Below are 17,844 nucleotides of genomic sequence, written 5' to 3'. Positions count from 1 at the left end.
TGTCTAGTAGCGGGAACTGGACTCGAACCAGTGACCTTCGGGTTATGAGCCCGACGAGCTACCTACTGCTCTATCCCGCGATATGGACGACAAAGATACAATTCTTTTGATGTAATTTCCAAATAAGAACCACTTTGATTTTAATATTCTTAAGAAAAGAAAATTATTAATTGCGTTACGTGGCCTCTGTTAATATTCAAAATGATATTTTCGTTTTAAATAGCTACTTTAGAATATATGGAGCAATTGAATGATTTTTTGGTCCAGGCAATTTCAGGAACGGAATGGCCTATGTTTATTCTCTTAATTGGAGGAGGATTGTTCTTAATGTTTTACTCCAAATTAATGCCCTATCGGTTTTTTGGGCACGCATTAGCTGTAACTCGAGGAAAATATGACGACAAAAACGCAAAAGGTGATGTGAGTTCCTTACAGGCTTTATCGGCAGCTGTAGCGGCCACTGTTGGACTTGGAAATATTTCTGGAGTAGCGATAGCCATCCATGATGGAGGTCCCGGTGTTGTTTTTTGGATTTGGATGACTGCTTTAATAGGCGTGTGTATTAAATTTTATTCCTGTAGTTTATCCATTATGTTCCGTGGCGAGGATTCAGAAGGTCATTTACAGGGAGGCCCAATGTTTTACATAATAAAGGGGCTGGGTAAAAAGTATAAACCTTTGGCCATTTTCTTTGCCTTGGCGGGTCTTTTCGGATTTTTAGGAGTCTTTACCGCAAATCAATTCACGGAAACCTTTATGAGTGTTATAGAGCCATCGGAAACTATAATGGAAATGAGTGATTTTAACTGGAAATTAACCATCGGTTTTGTGTTAGCTATTGTTAGTTCTTTTGTAATTTTCGGTGGTCTGGCAAAGATTGCCAAGGTTGCAACAGCGATTGTTCCCTTCATGGTTATGGTTTACTTGGTTGCGGTTATAATCGTCATGGTCATGAATGCGTCCCAAGTTCTACCTTCATTAAAGATGATTATTACGGAAGCTTGGAATTTTAAAACACTTGTTACTGGAGGATTTTGGGGCTTGGTTATTATAGGAGTTCGAAGAGCTATGTTTTCAAATGAGGCTGGACTGGGAAGTGCACCTATGTATCACGGTCAGTCAAAAAACGATGAGCCCATAAGGGAGGGTTTGGTTGCCATGCTTGGACCCTTTATTGATACCATTCTAGTATGTACCTTTACTGCTGTGGTCATTATTCTTAGCGGTGCTTATCTTGAGGAGGGAAGCGGTATCGTTATGACCTTAAATGCATTTCAAAAGACCTTGTTTGGTTTTGGTGATGAACTTTTGATGGTTATAGTCTCCGCTTTTGCACTATCCACCTTATTCACCTATTCCTATTATGGGGTTAAATGTCTATCATTTTTGACAAATGCCAGAATTGGGAGATGGTACAATGTCTATTTTGTAGTAATGATTGTTTTTGCAGCCGTTGCTTCTTTAGAGCTTGTAAAGAATTTAATTGATTTGTCCTATGCCTTGATGGTAATACCCAACATGATTGCCGTACTTTTACTGGCGCCAAAGGTAAACGCTGCAGCTAAAATTTATTTTGAAAAATTAAAGAATGAAAAATCATAAAGCTGGTTTTGTAAATATAATTGGGAATCCAAACGTGGGTAAGTCAACCTTGATGAATGCATTTGTTGGTGAAAAATTATCTATAATTACCTCTAAGGCACAAACTACAAGACATCGTATTTTAGGAATTGTCAACGGTGATGACTTTCAAGTTATTTTATCGGATACCCCCGGTATCATAAAACCCGCATATGATTTACAATCATCCATGATGGATTTTGTAAAGTCGGCCTTTGAAGATGCAGATGTACTTCTCTATATGGTGGAAATTGGGGAGAAGGCTTTAAAGGATGAACGGTTTTTTGATAAAATAAAGAATTCAAAAATTCCTGTGCTTTTACTTTTAAACAAGGTTGACAGAGCGAGCCAAGAATTGTTGGAAGAACAGGTGCAGTACTGGCAAAAACAACTTCCTTCTGTAGAAATACACCCTGTATCTGCACTTCAAAATTTCAATGTTCAAGGAGTTTTTGAACGTATTTTAGAATTGTTACCGGAATCACCACCTTATTACCCTAAAGATCAGTTGACCGATAAACCGGAACGGTTTTTTGTAAATGAAACTATCCGGGAAAAAATACTATTATATTACAAGAAGGAAATTCCATATGCGGTTGAAGTAGAGACCGAAGAATTTCTTGAGGATGAAGAGATTATAAGAATCCGTTCTATAATCATGGTGGAACGTGAAACCCAAAAGGGTATAATCATTGGGCACAAGGGTAGTGCCTTGAAAAAAGTCGGGGTAGAAGCTCGAAAGGACTTGGAAAAATTCTTCGATAAACAAGTCCATATTGAAATCTTCGTAAAAGTAAATAAGAACTGGAGAAACGACAGTCGACAGTTAAAACGATTTGGCTACAATAACTAATATCTAAATTATTTTTAGCGCTAATTTCTTCCTTTGTTTTGTTGCTGAGGTATTTAGAGAAGAATCATATATTAAGATAATGAAATTTCGTGTATATGGGTTAAAATTTTTATCGAAAAAATGACCTTAATTCTTTGATGATATTGAACTTTGGCTATCTTTGATTATCGACAAAGTGTTTAAAAAATTCGATGAAATGCAAAATATAGTCATATTTGGAGCTTCTGGACATAGTATTGCCGTATTAGATTGTATTGAAAAAGAAGGAAAATACAAGGTCATCGGTTTTATTGACCCATTTAAAAAAATGGGTACTTATGTAAATGGTTATCCAATATTGGGAAATGTAAAAAATTTACAATTTTTAGTTGAAAAATATAAAATTTATGGTGGTATTATTGGATTCAAGGATGTATTTATTGTTAAAAAATTAATTGAAAGAGTCAAAAAAATAATACCTGATTTTAATTTTCTTACTACAATTGAATTGATCGAAGTAGAAAAATCCTATTCAAAAAATAAAAAAGTCTTACCTACTGATTCGAATTATGTTAAAGCTGAAAAAATAGGTCAGACCAAAGAGGTGGATTCCTTGATACATCCGTTAGCAAATGTTCAAACTGAGAAAATTGGTAAATCGACGAAAGTTTGGCAATTTAGTGTAATATTAGAAAATGCTAAAATAGGAGAAAATAGTAATATTAATAGCCATACTTTTATCGAAAACGATGTTGTTATCGGTAATAATGTTACTATTAAATGTGGAGTTTATTTGTGGGATGGATCAAGAATAGAAGACGATGTATTTATAGGTCCAAATGTCACTTTCTCTAATGATAAATATCCAAGATCCAAACAATATCCGTCCGAATTTCAAAATGTATGGGTAAAGAAAGGTGCATCTATTGGTTCTAATTCAACAATCTTAGGGGGTGTGTCCATAGGACAAAACTCAATGATTGGAGCTGGAAGTCTTGTAACTAAAAACGTGCCTGATGGCGAATTATGGATTGGAAGTCCAGCTATATTTGTAAGAAAAATCAATCGAAATAATTTATTTCTGGAACTTAGCTTAAGTAAAAATTCTGATTAATTTTTTACTTGATTATTTTTCTTTTTCATACTTCGATTAGGCTGCAGCTATTAATTCAATATATCTTCAATTTTTATTATTGATTAATTCTTAAAAACTACCTTTGTACCCTAACATAAAGTTATGGGAGCTATTGTTGCTATTGTGGGAAGACCTAACGTAGGAAAATCTACTTTTTTTAACCGTTTGATTCAGCGAAGAGAGGCTATTGTCGATGCTACTAGCGGAGTCACTCGTGACCGACATTATGGGAAGAGCGACTGGAACGGTAAAGAATTTTCCCTTATCGATACCGGAGGGTACGTTTTGGGTAGTGACGATATTTTTGAACAAGAAATAGATAAACAAGTTGAATTGGCCATTCTGGAAGCGGACGCCATTATTTTTATGGTCGATGTAGAAACTGGGGTAACCGGAATGGATGAGGATGTCGCCAAACTTCTTAGGCGTGTTAATAAACCCGTTTTTTTAGCCGTGAACAAGGTGGATAACGCCATGAGGGAAGAAGATGCTGTTGAATTTTACTCCCTTGGATTAGGGGATTTTTATACTTTGTCCAGTATTAACGGTAGTGGTACAGGAGAATTATTGGATGCCTTGGTGGAAAAACTACCGGAGGTAGAAAATGATGAAAGTGAACTTCCTAGATTTGCGGTTGTGGGTAGGCCCAATGCCGGTAAATCCTCTTTTATTAATGCCTTGATTGGTGAAGAAAGGTATATTGTTACGGATATAGCTGGAACTACCAGGGATAGTATTGATACAAAATATAATCGATTTGGGTTTGAATTTAATCTCGTCGATACTGCTGGTATAAGGAGAAAATCAAAGGTTAAGGAAGACCTCGAGTTTTACTCTGTAATGCGCTCTGTTCGTGCAATTGAACATTGCGATGTTTGTCTGCTATTATTTGATGCCACTAGGGGCTTCGATGGTCAGGTAGAGAATATTTTTTGGCTGGCTGCAAGAAATAATAAGGGTATTGTTATTTTGGTAAATAAATGGGATTTGGTTGAGGATAAGGAGACCAATACCATGAAGCAGTATACCCAACGAATCAAAAAGGCCATTGAACCATTTACAGATGTCCCCATCCTTTTTATTTCCGTCTTGACCAAGCAACGTATATACAAGGCCATTGAAACTGCCGTGGAAGTATATCAAAACAGGAGTAAAAAAATAAAGACAAGGCATTTTAATGACGTTATGCTACCAATTATTGAAAATTATCCTCCACCGGCTTACAAAGGAAAATTTGTAAAGATTAAATTCTGTACGCAATTACCGACACCATATCCACAATTTGCTTTTTTCTGCAATTTGCCTCAATATGTTCGTGACCCTTATAAAAGATACCTTGAGAATAAAATTAGGGAGGAATTTGATTTTACCGGAGTTCCTATGACAGTTTTTATGAGGAAGAAATAAGTTTATTAGTAATTGTTGACAATAGGCCGAGATTACTCTATGTCGATAGTAAAAAAAATTCCATTATTCAACGGTTGACGCTCTCCGTCGATTACAATACCATTTACTCGGGGAATACCTCCACAACAACTTTCGGCTTCGCTTAAGCCCATATCTATTTCTATGGGAATTTTAAAATCTGAAGCTAGGTTTAAGTTGATTTTATAAACTTTTGGTTCCCAACTGTTATTGTCAAGTACAACTCCCGTTTTTTCGCCCGAGGCCGTTTCCCAAGTCTGTATTACTAAAATAAAAATATTGGCATTCGTTCCGTCAATAGTTATATCATCAATGGAATATGTACCATTTTCGATAACATTTTTATCATTGTTCATAACCTCAAAAAGAAAGACGGGTGGGCCTTCACAAAGAACCAAGCTACAATCGATTTTATTTTCTTCACATCCTAATGATAGACCCAAGGCAAAAAGTAGTACGAAGTACTTTTTCATAATTGGAATTTTAAGGAAAGATGGATTATAGGGCTTATGGTTGCTTTGGAATTTGATTATTTACCAACCTCCTGAGGCTCCACCACCACCGAATCCGCCGCCGCCGAATCCACCACTAAAACCACCACCACCAAAACTACCTCCGCCGAATCCGCCACCAGAGGAACCACTACGTCCCATATTGCTTAAAATAATAACATCCCATAGACTTAAGCCCCGGCGTCTACCTCCGCGACCATTATTCCCACCTTTGCGACTCCATAAAATGAATAGAATCACAAAGAAAATAATAAAGGGTAAAAATGAAGAGAAAGGAGGGGCGTCATTTTCATTAATATTTCGGTCTTCTGTAAATTCTCCATTAAGTACTTGAAAAATAGCATCTGCCCCCAGATCAAGACCGCTATAATAATCTCCTTTTTTAAATTCAGGAATTATAATATTTTGAATAATTCGGCGAGACATGGCATCGGTCAAGAAACCCTCTACTCCATAGCCCGTATTGATGGCAATTTTCCGATCATCTCTGGCAAGGATAACTAATACACCATTGTCTTTTCCGCTTTGCCCTATTCCCCATTTTTGCCCCCATTGGGCACCCAAATAGTTAATGTTTTCTCCCTCAGTACTGGCTATTATGGCCATTACGATTTGGGTAGAGGTACTGTCCGAATATCGGATTAATTTTTGTTCAAGGGAACTCTTTTGCCCGGCTGGCAGTAGATTTATATAATCGTATACACTGGTTTCTACATCAGGTTTTGGAGGTATCTCAAACTGACTCCAGACGTGAAGAAAACTAAAAAAGAATAAAAAACTAAGGCTAGCCTTTAGATATCTCATTGCTAAGCTCGTTTCTGTCATTAGGTTGCCAGGGAAAATGGTCTTGTAATTCCTTTCCGGCTTCTGAAATTCCGGCAATTAAGCCTTCCTTAAAATGTCCTTTTTTAAAATGATTTTCAATGGTGGTTTTCGTGGAGTCCCAAAAACCATTTGGAACTACTTTATCGATTCCTTTGTCCCCGCAAATAACAAATTTCTTGTCATTGACCGCGACATAGATCAAAACTCCATTTGCATCCTTTGTATTATCCATCTTTAATAAACGGAATACTTCCTTGGCACGTTCGTAATGGTTAGACCTCGTATGAGCTTCAATATGTACACGGATTTCCCCAGAAGTATTTTTTTCGGCTTCCAGAATGGCCTCGACTATTTCCTGTTCTTCGGGCTGGGTCAAAAAATCCTCTACTCTGGACATGGGTACTAATCAAATTCAAAATTTACATCAGGGGCCTGCTCGGAACCAGCTTCGGATTGGAAATAAGCAAGTTCATCAAAATTGAAAATTCCTGCCAAAATAGAGTTAGGGAATTTCTTTATGTGAAGGTTATAGGGTTCTACAGTGGCGTTGAAGCGGTCTCTAGCTACGTTGATTCTATTTTCCGTCCCTTCCAGTTGAGACTGTAGTTCCAAAAAGTTTTGGTTCGCTTTTAAATCGGGATAGCGTTCCACGGTAACCAACAATCGACTTAAGGCACTGCTTAGCCCACTTTGAGCCTGATTGAACTGAGCCAGTTGTTCAGGTGTTATATTTGTTGGGTCAATATTTACCGAAGTTGCTTTTGCTCTTGCCTCAATAACGTCCGTTAGTGTTCCACGCTCAAAATCCGCTGCTCCTTGTACCGTTTTAACTAGGTTGCCAATAAGGTCATTTCTTCTTTGGTATGAGCTCTCCACATTGGCCCAAGTTTTGGTTGAGGTTTCTTTTAGGGCTATGGCAGTGTTATTGAAACTAACGGCCCATTGGTAAATACCTAGGGCAATTACCCCGAGTACAATAAGTGCAATGATTCCTTTTTTCATGGTCGTGTGTTTTGTTTATAGTTGATTCTTTATTTTGATAAGCTCCGCTTTCACCCGCTCCAGTTTTTGAATGATTTCAAAATTGGAGAGCGTTTTTTGCTTTTCTTCTTTCAAGTGTATTTTGGCGCCATCTAATGTAAAACCTCGTTCTTTGACCAAGTGATAGATCAATTGCAGGTTTTTGATGTCCTGAGGAGTAAACTTTCTATTTCCTTTTGCATTCTTCTTGGGCTGTAGCACATCAAACTCCTTTTCCCAAAAACGTATTAACGAAGTATTTACATCAAAGGCACGAGCAACTTCGCCAATTCCATAATATCGTTTTTCGGGTAGCTCTACTTGCATTAATCCAGGGATTGATTTTCTTGGTTGGCAAATTTCAGCATATTTTCAAATTCTTCCGGAGATAAACTTCCATAGTAGAAATTGATGGGGTTAATACGAGCATCCTCTTTCCATACTTCATAGTGCAAATGAGGCGCTTCAGACCGTCCGGTACTGCCCACAAAACCTATTAGGTCTCCTCTTTTTACTTTCTGGCCTCTTTTTACGTTATACTGACTTAAATGTCCATAGAGACTTAAATAACCATAGCCATGGTCAATACGGATGTGTTTTCCGTATCCGGAGGAATTATTGTCCGCTCTTGTTACTTTTCCGTCTCCCGAAGCATAAATAGGAGTTCCTTTAGGTGCGGTAAAATCCATGCCGTAATGCATTTTACGAGCTTTGGTAAATGGATCCGAACGCCAACCGTAACCGGAAGCCATTCTGGTGAGGTCCTCGTTATTAATGGGTTGAATGGCTGGAATGGACATTAAAAGTTTTTCTTTTTCCTCGGCCAACTTGGTAATTTCATCCAATGATTTGGATTGGATTGCCATTTGTTTTTTAATGATGTCCAAGCGTTGTGTAGTGGCAATCACCATTTCGGAATTATTGAAACCTTCCAAGGATTTATACCGATTTATACCTCCAAAACCGGCACGTCTTTGTTCTTCAGGTATGGGGTTGGCTTCAAAATATAAGCGATAAATATTGTTGTCCCGGTCCTCAATATTGGCCAAAACATCTTCAATCTGCTCCATTTTTTTATTGAGGAGCTCAAATTGGAGTTCGTAGTTTTTTACCTCTCGCTGTAACGAAAGCTCACGAGGGGTATTTATGATATTTGTATTCAAAAGTAAAATCAATCCCAGAAGTCCAAAAAGAAAAGAACCTAAAAAGAAAAATGTGATATTTCTATATCGTTTGGATTTTTCTGGCTCGATTTTCCTGTACGAAAGCGTATCCGGATCGTAATAGTACTTTACTTTAGACATGAAGGGATTTTATCCTATTTTTGTGGTTTATTTTTAACATAACAAACAAATATAAAAATTGTTTTCTACAAACAGTTAAAATTTGTAAAAGCTTAGCATTTTAGATGAATTCCAAGGAAATACGAAAGCAGTTCTTAGCATTTTTTGAAGGAAAAAAACATAAAATTGTACCCTCTGCCCCTATGGTCATAAAAGATGACCCCACGTTACTTTTTACCAATGCAGGGATGAACCAGTTCAAGGAATTTTTCTTGGGAGTTAATACCCCTAAAAATTCTAGGGTAGTAGATACTCAAAAATGTTTGCGTGTAAGTGGTAAGCACAACGATTTGGAGGAGGTAGGTAAGGATACCTATCATCATACCATGTTTGAGATGTTGGGTAACTGGAGTTTTGGCGATTATTTTAAGGAAGAGGCTATTACCTGGGCTTGGGAGTTATTGACAGAGGTTTACAAAATAGATAAGGATTGTCTATATGTATCTGTTTTTGAGGGAAGTCAGGATGCCGATAGATTGGATAAGGACAATGAAGCATATGCTATTTGGAACAAAATTGTTCCTTCGGATAGAATTATCATGGGCAACAAGAAAGATAACTTCTGGGAAATGGGAGACCAAGGTCCTTGTGGCCCCTGTTCAGAAATTCACGTGGATATTCGCTCCGCAGAAGAAAAGGCGAAAGTTTCAGGCGCTAGTTTGGTAAATCAGGACCATCCTTTAGTGGTGGAAATCTGGAATCTGGTATTCATGCAATACAATCGCAAAGCAGACGGCTCTTTGGAAAGCCTACCTGCCAAGCACGTGGATACGGGTATGGGTTTTGAACGACTTTGTATGGTATTGCAAAATGTAAAATCCAATTACGACACGGATGTATTTACCCCATTGATAAGGGAGATAGAAATAATTACGGATGCCCAGTATGGAAAAAACGAGGAAGTGGATATAGCCATTCGCGTCATTGCAGATCATATTAGGGCGGTAGCCTTCTCTATCGCAGATGGTCAGTTGCCCAGTAATACGGGAGCGGGTTATGTAATAAGAAGAATACTGCGTAGAGCAGTACGTTATGGCTTCACGTTCTTAAATACCAAGGAGCCTTTTATGTATCGTTTGGCAAATGTACTTACCCAAAGCATGGGTGAAGCTTTTCCGGAGCTAAGGGAGCAAAAGCAACTCATTAAAAATGTTATCAAGGAAGAGGAACACAGCTTTTTGAAAACTTTGGACCAAGGATTAAGCCGATTAAGTGCTATGATGGATTTTAGTGATGGTCTTAAAATTGAAGGTGACAAGGTGTTTGAATTGTATGATACTTATGGTTTTCCTTTGGATTTAACTCAGCTGATAGCTAGTGAAAATGGTATTTCTATCGATGTAGAAGGCTTTAATAAAGCTATGCAAGAGCAAAAGAATAGATCTAAATCTGCTGCAGAAATATCAAAAGATGACTGGATTATTTTACATCAATATAACGGGGAAAACTTTCTTGGATATGATCAATTGGAGGTTGAAAATGTAAGTATAATTAAGTATAGAAAAATTGAATCTAAAAAAGATGGAACCCTTTTTCAATTTGTTTTAGATAAAACCCCGTTCTATCCGGAAGGTGGTGGACAAGTGGGTGACAAAGGTTATTTGGAATCTTCGGATGGCGATGTGGTCTACATTATCGACACGAAAAGGGAAAATAACGAGATCATACATTTTACAAAAAACCTTCCTAAAAAACTTGAGGGTACATTTAAGGCCGTAGTGGATAGCGAACAACGCCGAAGAACCGAGGCAAACCATACGGCTACCCATTTGCTGCATCAGGCCCTGAGAGAAGTATTGGGAACCCACGTGGAACAAAAGGGATCTGCGGTGCATTCAAAATATCTACGTTTCGATTTTTCCCATTTTTCAAAAATGACAAAAGACGAACTGGAAGCCGTGGAATCCTTTGTGAATGCCCGTATTTCGGGACATTTACAATTGGAGGAGCATCGCAATGTACCTGTGAAAGAAGCTTTGGAAGATGGGGCAATGGCCTTGTTTGGTGAAAAATATGGGGATGCGGTTAGGACTATCCGGTTTGGAAAATCCATTGAATTATGCGGAGGAACGCATGTAAAAAACACCTCGGACATTTGGCATTTCAAAATCAGGTCGGAGGGGGCTGTGGCGGCTGGGATTCGTAGAATAGAAGCGATTACCAGTGATGCCGTAAAGGACTTTTATGCAGAGAGCAATAGGTCCCTTAACGAAATTACAGGGGTTTTGGGAAATCCCCAAGACGCTGTAAAGGCGGTAACCAACCTGCAGGATGAGAATGCAGAATTAAAGAAACAAATCGCCACATTGCTCAAGGACAAGGCCAAAAATCTTAAAGGCGATCTGCAAAATGAATTGCAGGAGAAAAATGGAGTCCGATTTCTAGTGAAAAAACTCGATCTGGATGCCGCTGGTATCAAGGATTTGAGTTTTGAAATGGGACAGAATAATTCCGATTTATTTTTGGTATTTGCCACAGAAAAAGAGGGTAAAGCACTACTCTCCTGTTATATTTCTAAAGAATTGGTAGCCTCGAAGGGCTTGAATGCGGGTTCTATTGTTCGGGAATTGGGTAAATTCATTCAAGGAGGAGGAGGAGGGCAACCTTTTTTTGCTACTGCCGGGGGCAAAAATCCAGCAGGGATTCCAGAAGCCTTGGAAAAGGCCAAAGGATATTTAGGTTAATTCCTTGGGAGCTTAGTTTAAAAATATAATTCCGGCTTCCATTTAATCAAATAAAATGAAACTTCAGACCCAAATACCTTTGGAACCTATTTCAGGTCAATTAGATTATTCCAGTAAAATACTTATGCTCGGGTCTTGTTTTTCACAAAATATGGGAGCAAAATTGGACTACTACCAATTTCAGACCTTACAGAATCCCTTTGGGATTCTTTTCAATCCCTTGGCCATTGATAATTTGCTTCAAAAAGCACTGAATAAATATGAGTATCTTGAAGAAGATATCTTCCGATTAAATGGCCGCTGGCATTGTTTTGATGCGCATTCGAATCTAAGTTCGGCTTCTAAGGAGGAATTATTGAAGAATTTAAATATAGCCCTTACCCGAACAAATCAGTTTTTAAGGGAAGCTTCCCATGTTTTTATAACTCTGGGTACCGCATGGGTGTATCAACACGAGAAAAGCAATCAATTTGTAGCGAATTGTCATAAGGTACCACAAAAGGAATTTGGTAAACACCTGCTTAATATAGATGAAATTAGAGGCAGTCTTCAGAGTATAGCAAGTGCTATTGAAGAAATAAATCCAGATACCAGTATTGTGCTTACCATTTCTCCTGTTCGGCACTTAAAAGATGGGTTTGTTGAGAACCAAAGAAGTAAATCACATCTAATTACGGCCGTCCACGAATTGCTCGGCGTTCTACCATTGGGTATTAAAGGTTTTTATTTCCCGAGTTACGAAATTATGATGGATGAGCTACGGGATTATCGTTTTTATGAAAGAGATATGGTGCATCCCAATTCCTTGGCTATAGATTATATATGGGAAAAATTTAAAGAGGTCTTGGTTTCCAAGGATGTGGAGGAGGTTATGGAGCAAGTAGCGGAAATCCAAAAGGGTCTAGCCCATAGGCCTTTTGATGTAGGGTCTGAAGCACATCAAAAGTTTTTAAAGTCGCTCACTCAAAAAATTGCGTATATTAAAAGTAAGTACCCCTTTATGAACTTTGGCAATTCCTCCTAATATGAAAAGATTTATTTATGGAGTCCTAATTACCTTGGCAGTGGTTTTTATTGTCAAGTCTTGTGGTGACGAAAATACATCTGAAGCTATTCTTGAGGAAAACTCTATGTTGATACAGCAACAGGTTGAGAATGTATCCAAACTTATTGTTACTGAAGGGCATTTTGCGGAAGTTTATAATTATAGGGACTCTAAAGAACTATTTGGCCCTTTAATTACAGCAGAGAAGAAAGCTCTTGTTGTGGTTAATGCGGATGTTAGTATATCCTACGACTTAAGTAAAGTGAGCTTTGAACTGGATGAGGACGCCAAAACCTTAACAATCAAAAGCATTCCGGAACCTGAAATTAAGTTAAATCCCGACTTTGAGTATTACGATGTCACCGCCGATTATCTTAATCAATTTGATGCGGGGGATTATAATACCATAAAACGAAATGTAAAAAATGCACTGCTAAAAAAAGTGGAAGCCTCCACATTAAGAACAAATGCCAAGAACAGATTGTTAAGCGAACTTCAAAAATTTTATGTGTTAACAAATAGTTTGGGTTGGACACTGGTCTATCAGGATAGGAATATAGAATCCACCACCGACTTCAATATTTTGCCTTAATATCTTCGAGTTATGAGTTTAGTTAAAACCTCTATTTATGAGATTTTCGAGAGGTTTTCTAAAATATTCTCGTCAAAATCGTATGCGGTAGCGTGTGCTCTGATTTAACAATAATTTATATCCTAAAGATAGCCTTTAAAAAACTTTTATAGAAACTCTAAGTCAAATGAGTTACAATCTGAGTTTATCTTTTGGTATCCCAAATAAAGTGAAACAGAGGTACATACAGGTAAAGGTTTTGTCTAACAATTAAATTGTTTTTTAATTTTCGATTGTTTTTATACCACAAAGATTTCCTTGCATTATTTTAGGTTTAATGTATTTTTGATATAAATAACTTAGTCTTATTTTTCAATGTCCGCATCTTCCTCAGCAGAAAAAAATCTTTACATTATTATTTTTCTGAACGCTATCTACCCTATGGGAAAAGAATTAAGGTCTTTTCTAAGTAAAAAAATAAAGAGTTGTCACTTTCAAAAAAACGAATTGGTCGTTAAATCTGGGGGGAAATGCGAAAGATTATATTTGATTAAAGAAGGCTTGGTGAGAGGTTTTTTCAATAGCGGGGAAGATGAAATAACCACTTGGATAGATAGTGAGAATGAAATTTTCACGTCGATAACAGGATTTTTTGAAAATGGACAGGCCTTGGAGAATATCCAGTGTTTAGAAGAGACCTATTGTGATTACATAGAATATGAGGATTATCAGTATTGTCTTCGTCATTTTCCTGAAATGAATCATATAAGTAGGATAATGTTGGAGAAATATTATAAACTTTCGGAACATAGAGTATTGCTAGCCAGAATTCCAACCGCAATAAATAGGTTAAATTACTTTATCGAACATAGTAAAAAAGAATACGCCAATCGTATTCCAAAGAAGTATTTAGCCTCTTTTTTGGCCATGAGACCAGAAACGTTAAGTCGATTATTGAAAAAATACGTTGGAAGTTAAAAAATTGCCATTCATCGGAAAAAGTATGCAGATGAACGATATTCTAGTTTTTATTGGAGACTAAATAAATGATTATCAATTGGTTGAAATTATCACGCAAGATCTACTTACCGAATTTTCCAAAATTTTAAAAAGTAGGAAAATACATTAAATTGATATTTGTCAATTCTTACAATATTATATTATAATAAGATAATAATATAGCCGTTTTCTTACAAGACAAAATCAAAATTAATTTATTGAGCGATAATGTTGTTCAAAAATTATGTCTATATAATTATAGACCGACCAATTAAAAATTTTATGATAAAGTAACCTCGACCATTATACTATAATCCTGAAAATTTATTGACTAATGGTATGTAGATACCATAAATTTTAAAAGTCCCAAATAGGGGACCTGGGATTTCTTACGCCTTTTTTAAAACCTTATGGGCAAAGGTAAAATCGAAAAATAATTCTAACCAATTGATATTTAATATTCTAAAATAGAAAGTAATGCCAAAATTAATTCTATGCCGATATATCAAAAAATCGGCCAACCCTAAATTCCTTAACCCTATGAATCTAAAACCAAAAAAAATCTTACTACCCTTTATCTTAGTTCTATCTGTTTGGGTACAGAAGCTATCGGCACAGGAGAGTGGTGGAAACTACACCACTAAAGTACTTTTATCCAAAGCTATTTCAGATGAAATTATCTGGAACAAATTAGAATTAAACTTAAATGAGGTATCACAAATTTATCTGCTAGATCATGGTGTTGTGTTAGATCTGCCAGAGAATTTCACTATAAACAATATTCCTATTGAAGTCATACAAAAGAATCAGGTTGAAAATATTGGCGATTTTCCCCTAGTTCAGATTCATACATTGAATGTTGAGAATGACAAGGCCTTGGTCCGAATTTACCTTTCTCAAAAGAATGGACGTATTGAGAATAACGCAAACGCCGAATTTCAATTTACCAAGCAAAACCTAGCTTGGTTATTAACCAACAAATTATAAAAGAAAGTATGAAAGCAAATTTTACAAAAATCGGTATTCTTCTGCTTTTTGGATTGTTTTTTAATGTGACCAGTCTGTTGGCTCAAACCAATAGAATATTGAACAACGATCGTTTAAGAATAGGAAACGGTAGTCAAAACTCCATTAATTCAGCAGGAAATATGGAACAGCCATTTTACTATAATGGATCTACCTATAGAAAGCTAACATACAGCAGCTATCCTTTGGATATACAATGGGCTGTAGGTGGGGATGGTACAAATAATTGGAATACAAATGGATCCATGGTAGTGAATCCTGCATTTAACAGCCAAACCTTTGATTATAGTAATTTTACAGTAACAAATCCTACCACTGGGGATGGATACGGCCAAATAAAAACTTCAGGCAACATTACTCTAAATGGCCAATCGTTTTTAGTAGAAAATATTTATGAACTCTTGCAACCTGAAGGCTACATTGGGATAAAAGTTAAAATCACCAATATCAGTGGAACTCCCGCTTCTAACGTTAGGTTATGGGTCGGAACCCGAGATGATTATGTTGGGGGAACAGATCGACCAACAAAAACCCGGGGAAATTTGATTGACGAGGAATTTGTGGCCATATCGGCCATGACCGATCAGGCAAAGGCAATCAAAATATCCACTGCGCAAGAAGCTATTCTATTTTTCAGTAATTCAGATAGGGCATATTCCACGATTAATAGATGTTGCAGTTTTACGAATGCCACGAATCAAAACCCTGCAAGTAACCTTATCACTGAAACCGGTGATGGTTCTTATGCTCTTTATGTGCGTTTTGATGATTTGGGTGTCAATGAAAGCGATGAGCTTATCTGGTATTATGGAGCGGGCACCCTACCTGAAATCGACGAGATTATCGCAAGAGTGGCTAGTGCTGCCATTGGGGCCTTCGATAATATCTCATACGAATCCGCCGATTATGCAGCAACTACAGCAGAGGCAGGTACGGGATACTATGTATTGGTTCCAGATGGGGCTACTACACCTAGCGAGGCCCAGATAAAAGCCGGTGTGGACTATAATGGGGTTTCTGTGTTAACTTCTGGAAATGCCGTCATGCAGGCAGATGTGGAACATGTATTTAGTCTAACGGGGCTATCCGCCTACACAGATTACGATTTTTACTTTGTTTCCGAGTATTTTGATGGAGTGGATTATGTGTTTACTGAAATTATTAGTGAGGATCTTCATACGAAGGAGGCACCTCCAGTTTTAAACTCTTTCACACCCGAAACTGCGGCCTATGGGGAAACGGTGACAATTTCAGGTGCTAATCTCTTAACAACAAGCGGCGTTACTATTAATGGTCTTAATGCGTCATTTAATGTGTTAGATGCAGAAACTGTTGAAATTACTGTTCCAAATGGTGCTGACGATTTTTATATTGAATTGACCAATGAAAGTGGTACAAGTTCAATAGAATCTGAAATTTCGGATACGACGGGGAACTGTAGTACTGGATGGTACGGAGCATGGCAGACACTTGTACCTACGGAAAATGGAATCTTAAGTACGGTTACCTTAAAACTGGACAATACTGACCTCAATAATGCCTATGATTTGTTTCTTGAATTGCATGAAACGGATAATGACCCAGCTTCTGCTAGTCCCGGCGTAAAATTCAACTCCCTACTAGGTACCTCCGAGACAATCACTATGTCGGCGAATACTTCTGCAACCGAGGTTCAGTTTACTTTTTCTACCAATACGGTGTTAGACGCCAATGAGGATTATTATGTAGTTTTAAAAGAAGCTCCTGGAAATCCACCGGGTACAGGTCTTCAAAGGGTCTATATGCAATGTTTAAGCAGTGGGACCATAGATGGGGGAGCAGGTAATCTCTTTGGCAGATTGTATTACAAATTTACGGTGAACCCAATATTGAATGTAAGCAATCCACCAGTGGACATCACAATTTCCCAAACTTCAATTCAGGAAAATAATACAGTTAATCAAGTAGTAGGTTCATTGAGCACGATAGATGCCGATGCAACTGACTCACATACCTATGTATTTGTATCAGGGTCAGGTGATGATAATAATACTTCCTTTATTATAAACGGAAGCAATCTGGAGGCTGGCGAAGTATTTGACTATGAGACAAAATCTTCTTATTCCGTACGAATTTCGACAACTGATTCAGAGGGAAGTAGTTTTGAAAAGAGTTTCACAATCACAATACAAGATGATACGGATGAAGATGGTGATGGCATAAACGATTCGTCTGACAATTGTCTCAATATTGCCAACGCAGATCAAACCGATACGGACGGTGATAGTATGGGTGACGTATGCGATGAAGATGACGACAACGATGGTACCCCGGACACGGATGACGACTTCCCGTTGGACGAGAACGAGGATACCGATACGGATGGTGACGGAACGGGCGACAATGCGGATACCGATGACGACAACGATGGTACCCCGGACACGGATGACGACTTCCCGTTGGACGAGAACGAGGATACCGATACGGATGGTGACGGAACGGGCGACAATGCGGATACCGATGACGACAACGATGGTACCCCGGACACGGATGACGACTTCCCGTTGGACGAGAACGAGGATGCCGATACGGATGGTGACGGAACGGGCGACAATACGGATACCGATGACGACAACGATGGTACCCCGGACACGGATGACGATTTCCCGTTGGACGAGAACGAGGATGCCGATACGGATGGTGACGGAACGGGCGACAATGCGGATACCGATGACGACAACGATGGTACCCCGGACACGGATGACGACTTCCCGTTGGACGAGAACGAGGATGCCGATACGGATGGTGACGGAACGGGCGACAATACG

The 17,844-nt window shown here is 38.0% G+C and carries 16 protein-coding genes and 1 tRNA gene; 10 read left to right on the top strand and 7 right to left on the bottom strand.

Translation table 11 applies throughout. The features are described 5' to 3' along the window. Positions 1-7 precede the first annotated feature (7 nt). Positions 8-80, bottom strand: a tRNA-Met gene (locus PP182_RS08935). Between the two features lie 157 nt (positions 81-237). Between PP182_RS08935 and PP182_RS08930 the strand changes: the two genes are divergently transcribed. The 4 genes from PP182_RS08930 to der all read left to right on the top strand — a co-directional run bounded on the left by PP182_RS08930 (position 238) and on the right by der (position 4,994). Further along, entirely contained in the window at positions 238-1,602 is a 1,365-nt protein-coding gene (locus PP182_RS08930; RefSeq protein WP_272650915.1) for an alanine/glycine:cation symporter family protein, read from the top strand. After that, positions 1,589-2,473 carry a GTPase Era gene (gene era / locus PP182_RS08925; RefSeq protein ID WP_272650914.1) on the top strand — a complete coding sequence of 295 codons (885 nt, stop codon included), beginning with the start codon at positions 1,589-1,591 and terminating at the stop codon, positions 2,471-2,473. The genes PP182_RS08930 and era overlap by 14 nt, the downstream gene beginning before the upstream one ends. A 196-nt stretch (positions 2,474-2,669) precedes the next feature. Further along, on the top strand, positions 2,670-3,566 hold the full coding sequence (locus tag PP182_RS08920) for a PglD-related sugar-binding protein (RefSeq protein ID WP_272650913.1): 897 nt from the start codon (positions 2,670-2,672) through the stop codon (positions 3,564-3,566). A 123-nt stretch (positions 3,567-3,689) separates the two neighbouring features. Beyond that, positions 3,690-4,994, top strand: a complete 1,305-nt coding sequence (der, locus tag PP182_RS08915) for a ribosome biogenesis GTPase Der (protein ID WP_272650912.1) — start codon at positions 3,690-3,692, stop codon at positions 4,992-4,994. Positions 4,995-5,026: 32 nt separating this feature from the next. Here der and PP182_RS08910 read toward each other — a convergent pair whose 3' ends face one another. Genes PP182_RS08910 through PP182_RS08885 form a run of 6 tightly spaced genes read right to left on the bottom strand, consistent with a single transcriptional unit; the run spans position 5,027 to position 8,673 of the window. Further along, positions 5,027-5,485: a hypothetical protein gene (locus PP182_RS08910; RefSeq protein WP_272650911.1), complete on the bottom strand. Its 459-nt coding sequence runs from the start codon at positions 5,483-5,485 to the stop codon at positions 5,027-5,029. Between the two features lie 60 nt (positions 5,486-5,545). Beyond that, positions 5,546-6,328, bottom strand: a complete 783-nt coding sequence (locus PP182_RS08905) for a TPM domain-containing protein (RefSeq protein WP_272650910.1) — start codon at positions 6,326-6,328, stop codon at positions 5,546-5,548. Beyond that, on the bottom strand, positions 6,309-6,746 hold the full coding sequence (locus PP182_RS08900) for a TPM domain-containing protein (RefSeq protein WP_272650909.1): 438 nt from the start codon (positions 6,744-6,746) through the stop codon (positions 6,309-6,311). The genes PP182_RS08905 and PP182_RS08900 overlap by 20 nt, the downstream gene beginning before the upstream one ends. A 5-nt stretch (positions 6,747-6,751) precedes the next feature. Next, complete coding sequence (locus PP182_RS08895) at positions 6,752-7,351, bottom strand: LemA family protein (RefSeq protein ID WP_272650908.1); 600 nt, start codon at positions 7,349-7,351, stop codon at positions 6,752-6,754. 15 nt (positions 7,352-7,366) lie between these two features. Continuing rightward, the gene (locus PP182_RS08890; protein ID WP_272650907.1) at positions 7,367-7,696 is read right to left on the bottom strand and encodes a MerR family transcriptional regulator; all 330 of its coding nucleotides are present in this window, start codon (positions 7,694-7,696) and stop codon (positions 7,367-7,369) included. Continuing rightward, complete coding sequence (locus PP182_RS08885; protein WP_272650906.1) at positions 7,696-8,673, bottom strand: M23 family metallopeptidase; 978 nt, start codon at positions 8,671-8,673, stop codon at positions 7,696-7,698. Before PP182_RS08885 ends, PP182_RS08890 begins: the two co-directional genes overlap by 1 nt. 104 nt (positions 8,674-8,777) lie before the next feature. Between PP182_RS08885 and alaS the strand changes: the two genes are divergently transcribed. From alaS to PP182_RS08855, 6 genes are all read left to right on the top strand, one after another. After that, positions 8,778-11,396 (top strand): alanine--tRNA ligase, encoded by a 2,619-nt coding sequence (alaS, locus tag PP182_RS08880; protein WP_272650905.1) that lies wholly within the window; start codon positions 8,778-8,780, stop codon positions 11,394-11,396. 55 nt (positions 11,397-11,451) lie between these two features. Further along, positions 11,452-12,420 (top strand): GSCFA domain-containing protein, encoded by a 969-nt coding sequence (locus PP182_RS08875; RefSeq protein WP_272650904.1) that lies wholly within the window; start codon positions 11,452-11,454, stop codon positions 12,418-12,420. Position 12,421: 1 nt separating this feature from the next. Next, on the top strand, positions 12,422-13,033 hold the full coding sequence (locus tag PP182_RS08870) for a DUF4230 domain-containing protein (protein ID WP_272650903.1): 612 nt from the start codon (positions 12,422-12,424) through the stop codon (positions 13,031-13,033). A gap of 354 nt (positions 13,034-13,387) precedes the next feature. Beyond that, entirely contained in the window at positions 13,388-13,990 is a 603-nt protein-coding gene (locus PP182_RS08865; RefSeq protein ID WP_272650902.1) for a Crp/Fnr family transcriptional regulator, read from the top strand. A gap of 498 nt (positions 13,991-14,488) precedes the next feature. After that, positions 14,489-14,998: a hypothetical protein gene (locus tag PP182_RS08860; RefSeq protein WP_272650901.1), complete on the top strand. Its 510-nt coding sequence runs from the start codon at positions 14,489-14,491 to the stop codon at positions 14,996-14,998. An 8-nt stretch (positions 14,999-15,006) separates the two neighbouring features. Beyond that, a partial coding sequence (locus PP182_RS08855) for a cadherin repeat domain-containing protein (protein ID WP_272650900.1) occupies positions 15,007-17,844 on the top strand: 2,838 nt, incomplete at its 3' end.

The organism is Maribacter sp. PR1, assembly GCF_028464145.1.
Classification (GTDB): Bacteria; Bacteroidota; Bacteroidia; order Flavobacteriales; family Flavobacteriaceae; genus Maribacter.
Note: the sequence above shows the minus strand (reverse complement) of the source record. Positions and strands in the feature narration are given on the sequence as shown.